This window comes from Coraliomargarita sinensis (assembly GCF_003185655.1).
Classification (GTDB): domain Bacteria; phylum Verrucomicrobiota; class Verrucomicrobiia; order Opitutales; family Coraliomargaritaceae; genus Coraliomargarita_B; species Coraliomargarita_B sinensis.
In genome coordinates this window covers 290,783-307,272 of sequence record NZ_QHJQ01000003.1, presented here as the reverse complement: position 1 = coordinate 307,272, position 16,490 = coordinate 290,783, and the positions used below count along the sequence as shown (strand labels likewise).

The 16,490-nt window shown below is 55.5% G+C and carries 13 protein-coding genes and 1 pseudogene; 10 read left to right on the top strand and 4 right to left on the bottom strand.

What is annotated here, in order from left to right; translation table 11 throughout:
* Positions 1-28: 28 nt before the first annotated feature.
* On the bottom strand, positions 29-1,528 hold the full coding sequence (locus DDZ13_RS05905) for a sugar porter family MFS transporter (protein WP_199221060.1): 1,500 nt from the start codon (positions 1,526-1,528) through the stop codon (positions 29-31).
* A gap of 106 nt (positions 1,529-1,634) precedes the next feature.
* Between DDZ13_RS05905 and DDZ13_RS05900 the strand changes: the two genes are divergently transcribed.
* From DDZ13_RS05900 to DDZ13_RS05875, 7 genes and pseudogenes are all read left to right on the top strand, one after another.
* A complete protein-coding gene (locus DDZ13_RS05900) occupies positions 1,635-3,107 on the top strand; it encodes a sulfatase (protein WP_110130508.1) in 1,473 nt (490 codons plus the stop codon).
* A gap of 25 nt (positions 3,108-3,132) precedes the next feature.
* A complete protein-coding gene (locus DDZ13_RS05895; protein ID WP_110130507.1) occupies positions 3,133-4,707 on the top strand; it encodes a sulfatase family protein in 1,575 nt (524 codons plus the stop codon).
* Between the two features lie 106 nt (positions 4,708-4,813).
* Complete coding sequence (locus DDZ13_RS15715; RefSeq protein ID WP_233246092.1) at positions 4,814-4,927, top strand: sulfatase-like hydrolase/transferase; 114 nt, start codon at positions 4,814-4,816, stop codon at positions 4,925-4,927.
* A 21-nt stretch (positions 4,928-4,948) separates the two neighbouring features.
* Positions 4,949-5,686, top strand: a pseudogene (locus DDZ13_RS05890) (sulfatase-like hydrolase/transferase); the annotation flags it as partial.
* Positions 5,687-5,778: 92 nt separating this feature from the next.
* Positions 5,779-6,564, top strand: coding sequence for a hypothetical protein (locus DDZ13_RS05885; protein ID WP_146209261.1), 786 nt, complete (start codon positions 5,779-5,781; stop codon positions 6,562-6,564).
* Positions 6,565-6,755: 191 nt separating this feature from the next.
* Positions 6,756-7,022: a hypothetical protein gene (locus DDZ13_RS05880; RefSeq protein ID WP_110130504.1), complete on the top strand. Its 267-nt coding sequence runs from the start codon at positions 6,756-6,758 to the stop codon at positions 7,020-7,022.
* Positions 7,023-7,170: 148 nt separating this feature from the next.
* Entirely contained in the window at positions 7,171-8,613 is a 1,443-nt protein-coding gene (locus DDZ13_RS05875; RefSeq protein ID WP_146209260.1) for an arylsulfatase, read from the top strand.
* A 35-nt stretch (positions 8,614-8,648) separates the two neighbouring features.
* Here the strand turns inward: DDZ13_RS05875 and DDZ13_RS05870 are convergent, their stop codons facing one another.
* Both DDZ13_RS05870 and DDZ13_RS05865 read right to left on the bottom strand, forming a co-directional pair.
* On the bottom strand, positions 8,649-9,512 hold the full coding sequence (locus tag DDZ13_RS05870; RefSeq protein WP_158279813.1) for an amidohydrolase family protein: 864 nt from the start codon (positions 9,510-9,512) through the stop codon (positions 8,649-8,651).
* A gap of 26 nt (positions 9,513-9,538) precedes the next feature.
* Positions 9,539-11,056 (bottom strand): sulfatase, encoded by a 1,518-nt coding sequence (locus DDZ13_RS05865; protein ID WP_146209259.1) that lies wholly within the window; start codon positions 11,054-11,056, stop codon positions 9,539-9,541.
* A gap of 295 nt (positions 11,057-11,351) precedes the next feature.
* Between DDZ13_RS05865 and DDZ13_RS05860 the strand changes: the two genes are divergently transcribed.
* Positions 11,352-13,121, top strand: coding sequence for an arylsulfatase (locus DDZ13_RS05860; protein ID WP_199221059.1), 1,770 nt, complete (start codon positions 11,352-11,354; stop codon positions 13,119-13,121).
* Positions 13,122-13,256: 135 nt separating this feature from the next.
* Here DDZ13_RS05860 and DDZ13_RS05855 read toward each other — a convergent pair whose 3' ends face one another.
* Positions 13,257-14,321: a substrate-binding domain-containing protein gene (locus tag DDZ13_RS05855; protein WP_110130500.1), complete on the bottom strand. Its 1,065-nt coding sequence runs from the start codon at positions 14,319-14,321 to the stop codon at positions 13,257-13,259.
* 486 nt (positions 14,322-14,807) lie between these two features.
* On the opposite strand from DDZ13_RS05855, the gene hisC reads away from it, so the two are divergent.
* Both hisC and hisB read left to right on the top strand, forming a co-directional pair.
* The gene (gene hisC, locus DDZ13_RS05850; RefSeq protein ID WP_110130499.1) at positions 14,808-15,899 is read left to right on the top strand and encodes a histidinol-phosphate transaminase; all 1,092 of its coding nucleotides are present in this window, start codon (positions 14,808-14,810) and stop codon (positions 15,897-15,899) included.
* Complete coding sequence (gene hisB, locus DDZ13_RS05845; protein ID WP_110130498.1) at positions 15,881-16,483, top strand: imidazoleglycerol-phosphate dehydratase HisB; 603 nt, start codon at positions 15,881-15,883, stop codon at positions 16,481-16,483. The genes hisC and hisB overlap by 19 nt, the downstream gene beginning before the upstream one ends.
* The last annotated feature ends 7 nt before the right edge of the window (positions 16,484-16,490 follow it).

Here is a 16,490-nt window from a genome sequence, read left to right as displayed (position 1 = left end):
CAAGCCGTTTGCTGACAACACGCAAAACTCAATCTTTGCTCACAACCTCGCCGTAGAGGTCACGCTCGATATCTTCCAGCGTCCGCCCCTTTGTCTCCGGTAGCACGCGCCGTACCACGAGAAAACCGACGATGCAGACCCCCGCGAAAAGCCAGAACACGCCGGACATGCCGAGCTGCTTGTTGACGGTGGGGAAAGTATAGGTGAGAGTGAAGTTGGCCACCCAATGGGCGGTCGCGGCAATCGAGATGGCGGCCCCGCGGATCCGGTTGGGATAGATCTCCGAAAGAATGACCCAGAGCAGGGGAGCGAGGGTGAAGGAGTATACCGAGACACAGATCAGCGTCAGCAGCACCACGGGCAGGCCTTGGACGCCCGTATGAAAACAGATTCCAATTGCGATATAGACGGCGGCCAGTACGCCACAGCCGAAGAGGAGCAGGCTCTTTCGTCCCACCCGGTCCACCAGCGCCATGGTGATGAACACGGAAACCACCATCACGCTGCCGATCACCACAATATTCAGCATCATCGCCTTCAGATTATAGCCAGCGGCTTTGAAGATGTCGGCGGCATAATAAAAGACCGCATTCATGCCACACCACTGCTGCAGGAAACTGAGAAAGACACCGAGCAGGAGCACTTTCAGGACATGTCGCTCGATCAGGTCGGAAAAACGCACCACGCCGATCTCTTCCTTCGGGAGTGTGCTGGCGACATCGGCCACCTCGGCATCGGCATAAGCTTTGCCACCGAGTTTTTCAAAGACGCCTCTCGCTTCCTCGTGGCGTCCCTTTTTCATCAGCCAGCGGGCGCTTTCCGGCACAAAGAACATGAGGACAAAGAAGAGCACCGCCGGCACCGCCTCCGCGCCGAACATCCAGCGCCAGCCGGTCAGGCCGTTCCAACTCCCGGCGATGATTTCCGGCGTGGCATCGACCGGCATGGCGGTATCGATGAGGGAGATGCGCCAGTTAACGATTTGGGCGCAGAGCACCCCCAGCATGATGGAGAGTTGGTTGACCGAGACCATCATCCCGCGCATCCGTGAGGGGCTCATCTCGGAAATGTAGAGTGGCGAGACATTCAGTGCGATGCCCATCCCCAAGCCGCCGATGATCCGGAAGCTGTTGTATTGGGAAAAGGTCTCTGCCAGTCCGGTACCCACTGCGGAAATGGCAAAGAGCAGCCCGGCCAGAATCAGCAGGCGCTTACGGCCAAAACGGTCCGAGACAAACGAGCAGCCAACCGCCCCGATGATACAACCGATGAGAGCCGAGCTTGTGCCCCAACCCTTGGCCAGTTCCATGCCCTCGCCGTAGATCCCGAAGTGTGCTTCGTAAAATTCCTTGGCCCCGCCGACCACGACCCAGTCGTATCCGAAGAGAAAGCCGCCCAGTGTTGCGACAAGACAGATCGTCCAGAGGTAGGCCTTGTGAACCTGCGTTTCATCGGGGTGGGTGGGGTGCATGCTGACAAATCCATCGACTGCCCGCGCCCTGGACAAGTGAAATTGTTTCGCCTTCATATTCCAACTGAGTCCGGGTGTTGGTTCGCCTCTGTAATACTATTGGATACAGGAAATTCATTAATCTGAAGTTTCGTGCAGTTGATTCTCTTATCTTTCTCATGCAATGTGTGCCTTCATGCATTCTCGACTGCTCTCCAAATTTCAATCTTTGCCCGCCTTTCTCGTTGTCTTATGGACGACTTGCATTTCGACGGCCCTTGCTCCAGCAGCTGCGCGCAACGCAGTTGTCATCTTGGTCGACGACCTTGGATGGAGGGATCTCTCGTGTATGGGCAGCCCGGTTTACGAGACGCCGCACATCGATGCGCTGGCGGCAAGCGGTATGCTTTTTACCGACGGCTATGCTCCCAGTTCCATTTGCTCGCCCTCGCGGGCTGGAATCCTGACCGGATCGCAGCCGTCCCGTCATGGGGTTTATACGGTGGTGAAGAACCGCGGGAAGGAAGCGGAATGGAAGGTCGTTCCGAAACAGAATCGAAAATTTCTTCCCAAAGATTATCCGACCATCGGCACAGTGTTGAGCGATGCTGGAATCGCCAACGGCACCATCGGGAAATGGCACGTCGCGGTCAGTTCCCCGTCCCACGGTTTCGCCGAGGGCAAATGGGGCGGCTATCTGGGTTTGCCGATCAATTACTTCGCACCTTTTAAGCTAGGCTTTTTACCCAAGGATGTGCCGGAAGGCGCTTACCTGCCTGCATTCATCCGGGATGCGGGAACCGATTTTCTCGAACGGCATAAGGACGAGCGCTTCTTCCTCTATTTCTCCACTTATCTGCCGCACGACGAAATTAATAACGAGGGCGAAGACCCGGATGCCGAAGGCATGTTCCGACTTGCGGCCCCCGAGCCGGTCGTGGAAAAATACCGAAAGAAAATCGCGGCAATGCAAAGGGCCGGCGAAGATTTGCAAGGGCATGACAATCCGGTCTATGCCGCCATGATCGAAGAGACGGACCGCTCGGTCGGGGCGATTATCGATAAGCTGGATGAACTCGAATTGCGGGAGAAGACGCTGGTTCTTTTCATCTCCGACAACGGCGGGCTCAGTAAATACACCAGCAACCGTCCCCTGCGCGGCGAGAAGACCACCCTCTACGAGGGTGGTATCCGGGTGCCCGTGATCGCTTCGATGCCCGGCGAAATCGTCGCCGGAAGAATCTCGCACGAACCGATCTCCGGAATCGATTTTTATCCGACGCTCTGCACCTTTTTCGGGGTGAAGCCTTCCGACCCCGCCAAGGTCGATGGCGAGGACCTCTCCAAGTTGCTTTTTGACGGAAAACCGCTGGGTGAGCGTAACTTATTCTGGAATTTTCCGTCCTACAACGACCCTCAAGTGCCGGCCCGTGGACCGCGTAGCGCCCTGCGGCGCGGGGATTGGAAGCTCATCCACCGCTACGAGGACGACGGGTATGAGCTCTACAATCTCAACACCGACATCGGCGAAACGACCGACCTGTCGGCTGGCCGTCCGGAGATTCTCCAAAACATGCGTCAACATCTGGAGGCCAGCTATCAGCGCTTCGGTGCGGCGGCATCACTGCCGCCCAATCCGGCTTATCGGGCAGATTGATTCCAGAGAGTTGCCTCAAAAAGTTATGAACTCTTCAATATTTCGAAACCTCTTTCTCACCGTGCTCTTTGGCGTGAGCTCATCTTTCGCTCTGGAAAAGCCCAACATCATTCTCATCCTCGCCGACGACATGGGGCCGGGTGAACCGAGTCACATGGGGGGCCTTGTGCCAACCCCGGCGATTGACAGCCTCGCTGCCGAGGGCATGCGCTTTACAGATGCGCATACGTCTTCCTCGGTTTGCACGCCCACCCGTTATGGCTTGCTCACGGGGCGCTACAACTGGCGTAGCCGTCTCAAGCGTTTCGTGCTGATCGACGCGACGGAAAAGGCACTGATGGATCCAAAGCGTCTCAATATGCCGGCTTTCCTGAAAGAGCAAAATTACCACACCGGGATGATCGGCAAGTGGCATCTGGGCGCGGATTTTGAACGGCTGAATTCACCGCCCGGCGACGAGGATCGCCAGGACGCCTCGTGGAAATTGGATTACACCAAGCCGTTTCGTAACGGGCCGGCCGACATCGGTTTCGACCAGTCTTTTTTCGTCCTCTCTTCCCTCGACGTGCCTCCCTACGTTTATCTTCGGGATGACAAGGCGGTCGCTGTTCCCACCGAAAACGGAGGCTGGCCCCACAACGAATACAATGATTTCAAACGCGTCGGTGCCCGCGATCCCGAGTTTGACGCGCACGATGCGCTGCCGGATTTCGCCCGGGAAGCGCGGGAGTATATCAAAGTCCAAGCCGAGAACGAAGCGAAGCCGTTTTTTCTCTTCCTTTCGTTAACCTCCCCGCATACCCCCATTACACCTAGCGAACGCTTCAAAGGCAAATACCCCCAATACAGTCATTACGCCGATTTTATTGCCGAGACCGACTGGGTTGTCGGAGAAGTCATCGCGGAGGTTACCGCTTCCGGGATCGGGGAAAATACCATGATCATCTATACTTCGGACAATGGTTTCGCGCCCTACGTGAAAATCCCCGAAATGCTCGCTGCCGGTTACAAACCCTCGGGAGACTGGCGTGGCGACAAGGCGACCATCTACGAAGGCGGGCACCGCGTGCCCTTCCTCGTGCGTTGGCCCGCCGGGGTCGAGCCCGGCACCACCAGTGATGTCACCGTTTGCACTACCGATTTCTACGCGACCTTCGCCGACCTGCTCGGTGCCCGCGATGCGATCCCCCCTGATGCGGCCGAGGATTCCTTTTCCTTTCTGCCCGCCCTTCACGGGTTCAGTGATCCGATCCGGCCTTTTACCATTCACCACTCGCTCAACGGCACCTTCGCGATTCGAAAGGGCGATTGGAAATTGATCTTCGGCACCGGCCCCGGCGGAGGCTGGTCCGATGAACCGCCGCCGCCCGCAGAACTCGTCCAGCTGTTCAACCTCGCGAAGGATCCGGCGGAAACCCGTAACCTCGAGGCCGAAAACCCCGCCAAAGTCGCCGAACTGGTGGACGATCTCGCCGAGACCTTTCATCGCGGACGCACCACGCCCGGCCCGGATCAATCCAACGACGGCTGGCCCATGTTGCGGCGGGATCTCAATGAGCTGGCCGCCAGCTTCCCCCAACTCGCTCCGCCCGATGAATAGACCGATCATACACGCTGTTATTCTTCCATGCAGGCGGTTGCTTTAAAGCATCATCTGCCTGGGTGGTGGGTCGCTGTCGCTGGCCGAAACCGCCGAACCGGTCACCGTGCAAGCCCCGGGAAACTTGATTCTCGTTCTGATCGACGACCTCGGCTATGGCGACATTGCGGCACACGGTAATCCGGTGGTCCATACGCCGAACCTCGACGCCCTGTGTTAGACCAGCGTTGAGTTTACGAATTTCGCTGTCAGCCCCACCTGCGCACCGACCCGGGCGGCACTGCTGACCGGCAAGCATGAGTTCAAGTCCGGGGTCACGCATACGATCCGGCCCATGCGCAACATGGATGTGAACTCGACCACAATTGCCGAAGTCTTCCGGCGCAACGGATACGCCACCGGTCTCTTCGGTAAGTGGCATCTCGGCCAGTCGGAGCGATACGGTCCCTGGTTTCGCGGCTTCGACGAAACCCTCACCGCCGAGGGCGACAACCAGCGCTCGCACTTCGATCCTGTGTTATTGCAAAACCGCAAGCCGGTCCCTTTCGAAGGTTACCGGACCGATGTTCTTTTCGACGAAGCCATCGATTTCATGAAGCGACATCAGGAGGAGCCGTTCTTTTGTTATCTGCCGACCTACACGCCGCACGCCCCGCTCAAAGTGCCGGAGCAATATATCGAACCCTATAAACACTTGGATCCCCAGATTGCCGCCTATTACGGGATGGTCGCCCAACTCGTGCGGACCCACACCTGTTATCGTCCGGACTGCCAACCCTGCTACCAAGCGATGCACTCCGGACATCGTGTCCTGCAGCGCTCCGCAAGCAGTTTCGTTCCGCAGGTGGGCGACGAGTTGCTCGATGGCGGACTGATCCTGAAAAGCTTTCATCGCCGGAAATCTGTATCCCTAAGTGATACAGAAGCTCAAGTTCTGAATTCTCGAAATCTCGGACCGAAAACTCATGGTTGGGGTTAAGTTTCCGATATGCTGCTCCTTTCGATAATGTGAATCCAACGAATTTACGCTCTCAAACCATTAACCAAAACGCCTAAAAAATCATGAAAAGAATGAATAAGCTCTCCTTCTTGGCACTCGCTGCATTAACTGCCTCCAGCGTGTCAGCCCAAATCAGTCTCGATCTCACAAATGATGCCGGCACGTTTAATGGTTCATTTAATAGTTCACCGATTGGAGATGGAACGACTTACACCGTTAGTTCACTGAGTAACGGTTCGCCAAGCGAATCAGGGTGGAGTAACATGGAAAGTCGCGCCGAGCCAAGTGGTTCTTTAAGCGGCGTCTTAAACACAGCATCATTTAGCTTTATCGGCGGCACCTTTACCGCATCTACTCTATCGGGTAGTGACTTCTCAACCAGTGATATCGGTCAAGCGGCGTTCGCATCAAATGGCTCTGGGATTGAAATCGCTGGTGCTGGCTTAACTGGCGACAGAGGCTTCTTCCTGCAATTTGATGTGTCGAATTTTGACCCTGGCTATACACTGCGTGTAACAGGGGCAACCGCAACTGTGGATAACGCTGGCACAACCGATTCAATGCAACTGATCTTCGGTTCTTCCACATTTTCAGACGGCGGGGACTTGTCCATTACCTCAACGAATACGACGAGTGGCACTGGTATGACACTTAATGACGGGAGCATCAATTACTCGGGCCTTGCGCTCGACATCAGCGACGGCGATTACCTGTTCTTCAGGAATACAGGCGACAGTCAGTTTCGCGTTTCCAGTTTAACATTTGACGCTGTTGCTGTTCCCGAGCCTTCCGCATTTGCTCTTATTGCGGGTGCGTTTGGCTTGGTTTCGGTCATGCTGCGTCATCGCAGGAGCTAGGTCGCCACAGGAGCGATTGCTGAAAATTTTTACACGGCAGCGGACCCATGGGGGCGCTGCCGTTTTTTCTCCTCATAACCGCATCCAATCCAGTTAGCGGATTGTAACGACCGGAACCGGCGTGGAATCTTTTCAGACTGGTGTAGATTTAAACAATCGCACAAATTGAGGAATTCCCTATCCGCTGTACTTTGGATGAAGAAGCGATCCGCAAATGGTATTTCGACTATGAATACCCTGACAAGCGGGAGATCAAGGGGAGAGACTTGATAACCGCAGTGGAAAGTGTGACGACGCGTCGGCGCTACGAAACCGTGATCTTTGTCTGGATGCGGGGAGAACGGGATGCCAAAGAAGGATTCTCGGGAGTTTACGCGAAGGGTTTCCGTGGGATTCACGAACAATTGGATGACGATCCGAAGCCGTCGGAAATCTACTTTGTGCCTACGTTTCGCTGAAGAGGCGATCGCTTTGATCAAGAACCAAGGATGAACAACAGAGGCAGGCGAGTCGACGCGCCGTTCTGCGGAGCCTTTCTCCTCATGCTTTCTCAAGGGTGAATTTACCACGCCAAGCTACTTGGAGGCAGATTTTAGAAGAATTTATTTGAAAACATCCATAAGAAAGATCCCACCTGCTCTAATAGCCGCATGTCTCGTCACGATGTTCGGTACGGCTTACGGGTATGCGCCGAAAAACGTAATTCTCGTTTTGATCGACGACCTCGGCTATGGCGACCTCGGCGCACACGGCAACCCGGTGGTCCACACGCCGAACCTCGACGCCCTGCGTGAAACCAGCGTTGATTTTACGAATTTCGCCGTCAGCCCGACCTGCGCGCCGACCCGGGCGGCCCTGATGACGGGCAAGCACGAGTTCAAGTCCTCGGTGACGCACACGATCCGGCCCATGCGCAACATGGACCTGGATTCGACCACTATCGCGGAGGTCTTTCAGCGAAACGGATTTGCCACCGGGCTTTTTGGCAAGTGGCATCTCGGGCAATCGGGACGATACGGTCCCTGGTTCCGCGGTTTCGATGAAACCCTGACGGTCGAGGGTGACAACCAACGCTCGCACTTCGACCCGGTTTTACTGCGAAACCGCGAACCGGTCCCTTTCAAAGGTTACCGGACAGATATTATTTTCGGCGAAGCCATCGACTTCATTAAGCGCCATCATGAGGAGCCGTTCTTTTGCTATCTCCCGACCTACACCCCGCACGCCCCGCTCAAAGTCCCGGAGAAATACATCGAACCCTACAAGCACTTGGACCCCCAGACTGCTGCCTATTACGGGATGGTCGCCAATGTGGATGAAAACCTCGGTCGTTTGTTGGCCGAAATGCAGCAGACTGGTTTGGACAAAAATACGCTATTAATCGTCATAACGGACAACGGCGGCACTTTCGGCGTGGATACCTGGAACGCCGGCATGCGCGGACGCAAAGGTTCGGCTTGGCGTGGCGGCACGCGGGCGATCTCGTTCTGGCGTTACGACGAAGCTTACGATCCCGGCGAGTGCGGGCAAATGACCGGGCACGTGGATGTGTTTCCGACCCTCGTGGATTTATTCGGTCTAGAACTGGAAGACGGCCTGGTGGCTCAACTCGACGGCGATAGTCTGCGGCCCTTGCTCGAAGATGCCGATGTCGAACTGAGCGGTGCCCGCATGCAAGTCCATCACCGGGGCCGCTGGCCCGAACCGTCCCTGTGGCGGGATCACAAATACACCCATGCCGTTGTGCGCTGGAAAGACTACCAACTTGTGCGCACCCAAACGTGTGATCGTCCGGACTGCCAACTCTGCAACAAGATTCGCCGCCGGGCGGCCGGCGAAGGGCATCTCGGCTACTCGAAAGATGTCGAAAACTACCGCATGACGGATGGTGGCGCGTGGGAACTCTACGATATCAAAGCCGACTCTTTCCAGGAGCACGACCTTGCCTCGGAAAAGCCGGAGATTCGGGATGCCATGGCTGCATATTACGAAGCCTGGTGGCAGGGAGTTGCGCCGATGCTGGCGAGGAGCGCCAGCCGGGCGGAGTAGACAGGATTTTCGGGTTCTTCGGTTGGGACTTATTCTTAAAACCCGAATAACCTTTGGGCGTTCCCTCGATAGATATCGATCTTCACATCATCGGGAATGTCCAGGGTTCGCATCAATTCGAATTGCGGAGCAGGTTTTGCATTTTTTCGAAACGACCACCAGCCGCAATCGGTCCCGAAAAGTAATTTCTTCCGATGGCGTTGCATGAATTCGGCGGTGTAGGTTCTGTCCTTGCTGAGTGCTGTGGCACCGCTCCCCGCCGAAATGTCGGCATAAAGATTGGTGTGTTCACTTAACATGCGGTCGCAGTTGCTGCTGCCGAAACGTTTCCACCAATTTGGCCCGTGCGCGATAAAGATTGTCTTCGGGTAACTGTCCAGCGCATGGGCGAGGTGTTTGAAGTCCGCAGTGTCTTTGTTTTGCTTGTCGTCCATGTGGAACATGATCGGCAAGCCCACTTTTTGGCAGGCGGCGAAGAGGCGCATGTTGGCGGGGGCGTCGAACATCAGGCCCTCTCCGTAATGCTCGCCGAAACCGATGGCTCCATCCCGCTTTTCCGTTTCGAGGATTTTCACCGCCTCCTCAATCGAGCCGACTTCATTCGGCTTGATGATACAGAAACGCTCGATCCTGCCGTCGTGCGCTTTGAAGTGGGCAAGCATCTTCCGGCGTTCCACGTCGTTTTTCGGGCGGGACTTTCCGAGTGGATGGACGATGGCATGGATGACACCTTTTTCTTCCATCCATGACGTCACTTGGTCGAGGGCGTCATCCTGGCATGCCATCGCGTGCCAGTGGGTATCGATGATGCCGTCTGCCGCAGGATCGGCATGCACCATCGGAAGTAATCCAGCGTAGAAGAACACGATGGATCGAAGGATAGTAATTGGGTTTCTCACGGCTTGGTTCTGATTTTTGAAAATTTTCATTTGGTGTGGAGGTGGTCATTGACCAAGTCCGGCCCGAGAGGTTCGTTTTTCGGAATCCACACGGAAAGCCTCTTGATAACGGTCTGGAGGTCCTCGCGGCTGTTAACTTGGTCAGCCAGATTGTCGAACTCGTGCGGATCGTTCAGGCGGTCGTAGAGTTCTTCGGACCCATCTGCATAGCGCGTGTAGCGGTAGCGGTCGTCGCAAAGACTGTGATTGTGCGCGTAGTGGGTTGTGATTGCGGGGCGCTCCTTCGGCGCTTCCGGGTTGTGGAGCCAGGGTATCAGACTGAGGCCATCGAGCTCCGAGTCGCTTGTCGCCGGAGCCAGTTCGAGGGCATCGACCAAGCTGGGATAAACATCCAGTAACTCGACAGGGCGGTTGCAGCGCACGCCGCGCGGGGTGTCCTCAATGCGCTTGGGCGGGACGATGATCATGGGCACGCGGGTCGAGCGGGTCCACAGGGTTTGCTTGGCGATGTGGTTTTTTTCACCAAGGTGCCATCCGTGGTCCGAGAGGACGACGATCCAGGTGTTGTTCGCCATGTCGCTGTCGTCAAGAGCGTCGATCACCTCGCCCAAAGCATCGTCCATGGCGCTCGTGCAGGCGAGGTAGGCCTGGGTCAGGCGGCGCAGGTTTTCCTCGTTCTCAATCGCCCAAGGCACAAGCTGATTGTAGTGCACGCGGGTGCCGATGCGCTTTGCGATTTCCGGAAGGTCGTCGAGGTCGTTCTCCGGCATCGGCGAAAGCACCACTTCTTTCCTCGTTGGGACCGCATCGAACCATTTTTGCGGTGCGAATAGGGGCAGGTGCGGGTTGTAAAAGCCCAGTGCCATGAAGCGCGGCGAATCGGAGGGCAGGTAAGGCTCACGGATTTTGCCCGCTATCCACTTTGCGATCCGCAGGTCGTTGAAATCCTCTTCATTTTCAGGATAGGCTCCGATGTCCCAGATTCGGGCAGGTGTGACCGATTCGGGGACGTTGAGCTTCTCCGGCGGATAGGGCCCCTGATTGGTTCGGAAGGACGGTGCCGTGCCGCCGAGTGGTTCGTTGCGCCCGCGATGGAGGAGCTTGCCCGCAGTGAAGATCTCGTAGCCCGCCGCTTGAAAACGCCGTGTCATCCAGGTCACCTGTTCGCCGGGTCGTAGCCGACCCTCGGCATCATACTCTCCACGGTTGCCGTAGATTCCGGATGTCGTCGGCCGTAGTCCGGAAAAAATGCTGGTGCGCGAGGGGCGGCAGATTGGTGCTTGGCAGTGGGCGTTGGTAAAGAGCACACCACGGCGGGCGAGGCGGTCCAGGTTCGGTGTGTTGGCTTGAGGGTGTCCTTCGCCGACAGCATGTTTACGGTTGTGCCTCGATTCGATGGTATCGGACAGGCAGCCGATCCAGTCGTTCAGGTCGTCGATCGTGATGAGTAATATGTGATCTTTCGGTTCCTGGCTTTTGGCCACCAGAGCGTTTGCGCTCACGGTAAGGGCCAGAAGAAGCGAACAAATGAGAGCTTTACTCATGGCGCGTTTCTGGGCTTGTTTCGAGTCGGGCGGATGCTTCTTTGAGGACAATGAAACCTCTTTTTTGTTGGGGGCAGACCGTTAAGCAATGGAAAGTTCTGGGAAATTAGAAATATCATGTGTCCCAAAAGGACACAGATACAATTTCATCTTTTTTATTTTGCGCTTCCCTGTCTCCTGTCTGGTGCTGAGTGTGATCCCTGCTCCGTCGATTGGGTTCTGTTTTACTGAAAAGTTTGAGCCTGCTTTTCGAAGGTGGCCGTGAAATACATTTCCGTATCGGCGATTCAAAAGCGTGAAAATTTTTAAAATCTTTCTCATTGTGCTTCCCGGCACGTATGTCGCTGCAGCGCAGCCTCCAAACGTCGTGGTCATTCTCGCAGACGACCAGGGTTGGGGCGATCTCAGTCTATCGGGGAATACGAATCTTTCGACACCGCATATCGATTCGCTTGCTGCCGATGGAGCGCAGTTTGACCGATTTTATGTCTCGCCGGTGTGCTCGCCGACACGAGCGGAGTTTCTCACCGGTCGCTATCATCAGCGCGGTGGAGTTTATGGCACTTCCGCCGGGGCTGAGCGTCTCGATCTCGATGAGGAGACGATCGGAGATACCTTCAAGGCGGCGGGATACCGGACCGCGGCTTTTGGGAAATGGCACAATGGGATGCAATATCCTTACCATCCAAACGGGCGCGGCTTCGATGAGTTTTACGGATTCTGTTCGGGGCATTGGGGAGACTATTTCAGTCCGATGCTGGAGTATAATGGAAAGATCGTGAAAGGTGACGGCTTTGTCGTGGATGATTTTACGAACAGGGCGATCGGCTTCATCGAGAAGAGCGGCCACAAGCCATTCTTCATTCTTTTGCCCTACAATACACCACATTCCCCGATGCAGGTGCCGGATGTGTTCTGGAAGCGCTTCAAAAATAAAGAAATATCGATGCGTCATCGCAATCCGGAGAGGGAAAATGGTCTGCATCTCCGTGCAGCACTTGCGATGTGTGAGAATATCGACTGGAACGTCGGTCGGATTCTCGATACGCTCGATGAATTGGATCTGGTGGAAAACACCATCGTTATGTATTTTTCTGACAACGGGCCGAATGGTGCGCGCTGGAATGGAGGAATGCGCGGCATGAAAGGGTCGGTCGACGAAGGAGGTGTTCGCAGTCCCTTGTTGATCCGCTGGCCAGCGGGCATAAAGCCGGGAACAGAAGTGAAAACGCTATCCGCCGTGATCGACCTTTTTCCGACGCTGGCGGAAATGGCATCAGTGCCCCTGACTTCCAAGAAACAGCTGGATGGCATCAGCCTCGCTCCGTTATTGAGCGATACAGCAGGAGGCCGTAACCTTGCGGGGCGACTTGCTGGACGAAAGATTTTTTCGGCATGGAGGAACCATTCCAGCGTCAGAACTCCGCGCTACCGGCTCACTCAGAGCGGAAAACGGAATGCACTTTATGACATGATCGCTGATCCAGGGCAGTATAGAGATGTTTCCGCGGAACATCCGGAACTGCATGCCGAACTTTCGCAGGAATTGCGCGATTGGATGTCAGCCATGCGCCAGGACCTGGGAAAGGAAACAAGGCCATTTCTGATTGGGCATCCCGGGATGGCCTGGACGCAGTTACCTTCTCGCGATGCCATCCCCGTCGGTAATATCGAGCGTTCCAACAGGTTTCCCAATGACTCTTTCTTTACTAACTGGACCTCGACCGGGGACAGGATTGTCTGGGATGCCGAGGTCGAGGAGGCCGGTGAGTTTGAGGTGCGAATATACTACACCTGTGACCCTGCTAACGTCGGATCGATCCTCGAACTCAGTTTTGGAGAATCCACTCTGAGCGGCCAAGTGACCAAGGCCTATGGCAGTGATTTGCTGGGTGCTGAGCAGGACCGCTCCCCGCGGATGGAGAGTTATGTTCAGGACTGGACGCCGATGACCCTCGGGAAAATCAAGCTACCCGCAGGACCAGGGAAACTCACCCTGAAAGCAACGGAAATTCCCGGAAATGAAGTGATGGATTTTCGACTGCTTACATTGAAACGGCTTTGAAATATTCTGCAAACTTGTCACCTGATTTAGTGGAACGACAAGCGACAGGCTCTTTTGAGATCGTTTTTAGCCGAAATTCTGTATGGCTCACCCGCTGTTGAATTCGGCTGTAAATCATACATCCAAAGGCTGAGTTTAGCCCGTCGCCGGGCCGATGGTGCCACCTTCGATAAACTTTGTTTTATAGCGGGTCTGTTTTTTGTTGTTTTGACCTCGAGCCACGCCGTTGGTCCATTTCAAGACCGCTTGAATCATCGGACCCGCGTTCCAATCGATATGGGAAATCGGCGGCTGGCACCAGTCGAATTCCGGAGCCGGGTCGGTGCAAATTAAGGACAGGTCTTTCGGGACGCTTATTTGTCTGCCTGCTAGATATTGATAAGCTCCCAGAAAGAGTTGGACTTCGCTTATGAAGAGTGCGGTTGGGGGTGTGACTTTAAAAAGGGTGTCCAAAACCTCATGAAGACCCTCCCGCGTCTCCTCCCAGTCCGGTAGATTATAGCTGCCGACCTGGATACCGTGAGCCATGAGTCGATCCAGAAAGGCCTGCTCAAACAGGGCTGGAGTCGGAGAACGATGGTCCTCACGGACGAGCAATACGATACGCCGGTGCCCCATCCGGACGAGCTGGTCGACTGCGGTTTGCATCGCTGGAATTTTACGGGGTACCACCCCCGCCAAATCGAGCCCGCTCATCCGCCCGAACATGGCAAATACCGGAAACGGCTGCCCCACAAACCACTGCAAGATTTCCAGCGAACCGCCGCAGATGATCCACGCGTCACCTGGATTGTTCCTCACCAGCCGTGCAAGCTTTCGGGGGTCCATCGCTATTTCTTGCATGCTTTTCGTCGCATAATCCGGCTGGTGCCCTGCCGCCTTCATCCGGTGCATCAACTCGATCATGTAAGGCAGGTCCTGATCGACTTTATCGTAGGTGAGCACGCGCACAGCGGTTCCGGATCTCTGTTGTTTGACTCGACCGACGATCCGGACACTTCTGCGCTCACCCTGATTGATAACCAAACCTTCCTTCTCCAACTGGCGCACCGCCGCTACCACCGTCTTTGTGCTCACTCCAAGCTCCGCCGCCAGACGATGCACTCCGGGCAAGGTTTCGCGCAGTGTCCCGGACTTAATTTCATCCCTCAAGTGAGTAGCGAGTTGCTCGACCGTGGATTTTGCCTGGAATGCTTCCATTAATCAAAACCCGTATCCCTTATGGATACAGGACTGCAAGTTATAAATCCTTGGGGAGTTGAGAGGAAGGCTCAGATTAAGGGCTGCGTAAAAAATAGGTCGTCCCTGCCAGAACGATGGACCTGAAGAGACCACAACCTGAACCAGAGCAAGCGAATGAAAAGAAACCTACAAAAATTCTTTCTCGCTCTGATCCTTGCGGGCCTCTTTTAGATGTCTGGGACCGCTGGAGTCGCTGTCGTCGCCGAATACAATTCCGAATCTGACGATTTTACGTCCGTTGATGTCGCCAATAGATGGGCGATCAGCGACCTCGCCGCTGGCGACGCTGCCCGCAGATAAGCGCCTCACACCTGCTTGCGGGAACGATTGTCGGCTCGGCTGACCGGCTCAAGTAGGCTTCTTCCATTCGGGTTGTTTGTAGGGCGATGCCCGATAATTCTGTTGTCTTGGAATCTCTAACTGGCTTCGCTCTAGCTTTTGCAAATGAAAAAATCTTTTGATGCCTTAAACAATGCATTACCTCACGTGCAGCAGCTCCAGCCCTACGTGCCGGGCGAGCAGCCGCAGGGCGAAGGCTGGGTAAAACTCAATACCAACGAAAATCCCTATCCGCCCTCACCGAAGGTCGCCGCAGCCGTGTCGGTGGAAGTGGAGAAGTTGCGGCTTTATCCGGAGCCGGTCAGCGGCAAGTTGCGCCAGGCCATCGGCGAGCGCTACGGCATGACCGCCCGGAATGTTATTATCGGTAACGGTTCGGACAACCTGCTCGATTTGATCACCCGCTGTTACGTCAGCGACCCCGGTGCCGGCCATACCGTGCCGAGTTATTCGCTTTATCCCGTGGTCTGCGGCATGTCGGGACAGCAACTGATCGATTTGCCCTTTGACCGATCCATGCAGCTGAATACGGAAGCGCTGGCCGCGACCGGCGCCAAGGTCTTCTTTCTGACCAATCCGAATGCGCCAACCGGTGTCGCCTTCACCCGCGCCGAGATTGAAGCGGTTCTTCAGGTGATTGACGGACTGCTGGTGGTGGATGAGGCCTATGTCGATTTTGGTGGCGAAACCGCAATTCCCTTACTCCGTGATTACGAAAATCTGATTGTCGTGCGCACCTTCTCGAAGTCCTACTCGCTGGCAGGCATGCGGGTGGGCTATGCCCTGGCCAGTGACGCTATTATTGCGATGCTCGATCGGGTGCGTGACGCCTACAATCTCGACCGGATTGCCCAGGCCGCGGCTTTGGCCGCCTTCGAGGATGTGGCCTACTTCGAAGCCCAGCGGCAAAAAGTCATCGCAACGCGTGAAGCGACCCGTGAGCAGCTCGATGCCTTAGGCTGGTTTACTTATCCCTCGGCGACAAATTTCCTTTTTACCGAGCCTGCCAATGCAGACGGCGAATCCGGCGAGCGGGTGGCCCGTGAGCTTTTCGACTTCCTCAAGGAACGTCGCATCCTGGTACGCTATTTCCCAAACCATCCTTTAACTTGCGCTTTTATCCGCGTCAGCATAGGAACGGACGCTCAAATGCAGGCATTTACCGAAGGCATTCAATCATGGCTGAACAACGCATAGCAAAACTGACCCGTAATACCAAGGAGACTCAGATCCAAATGGAACTGAATGTCGACGGCACCGGCGTGTCCGAAATCGATACCGGGATTCCCTTTTTCGACCACATGCTCACGCTCTTTTCCCGCCACGGACTCTTCGACCTTAAGTTGAAGGCGGTGGGGGATATTGATGTGGACTATCACCACACGGTGGAGGACACCGGCATTGTTCTGGGGCAGGTCTTAAAGGAAGCGCTTGGAGAAAAACGTGGCATTCGCCGCTACGGGTTCTTCGTGCTGCCGATGGATGAATCGCTGGCCCGCGTGGCGCTGGATCTCTCCAATCGCCAGGCCTTTGTCTACAAGGTCGACTACAAGGAAGCCATGGTGCGTGACTTCAGTATCGGACTGGTCAAAGAGTTCTTCCAGGCCTTTGCCAACGAGGCCGGCTGCAACCTGCACATCAATCTCGAATACGGTGAGGAGCCGCATCACATAGCCGAGGCGATCTTCAAAAGTTTCGCCCGCGCCCTCGACATGGCAACGACGATCGATCCGCGCGTGGGCGATGCTGTGCCCACGACCAAAGGCACACTTTCGGAGTAAGGCAGTT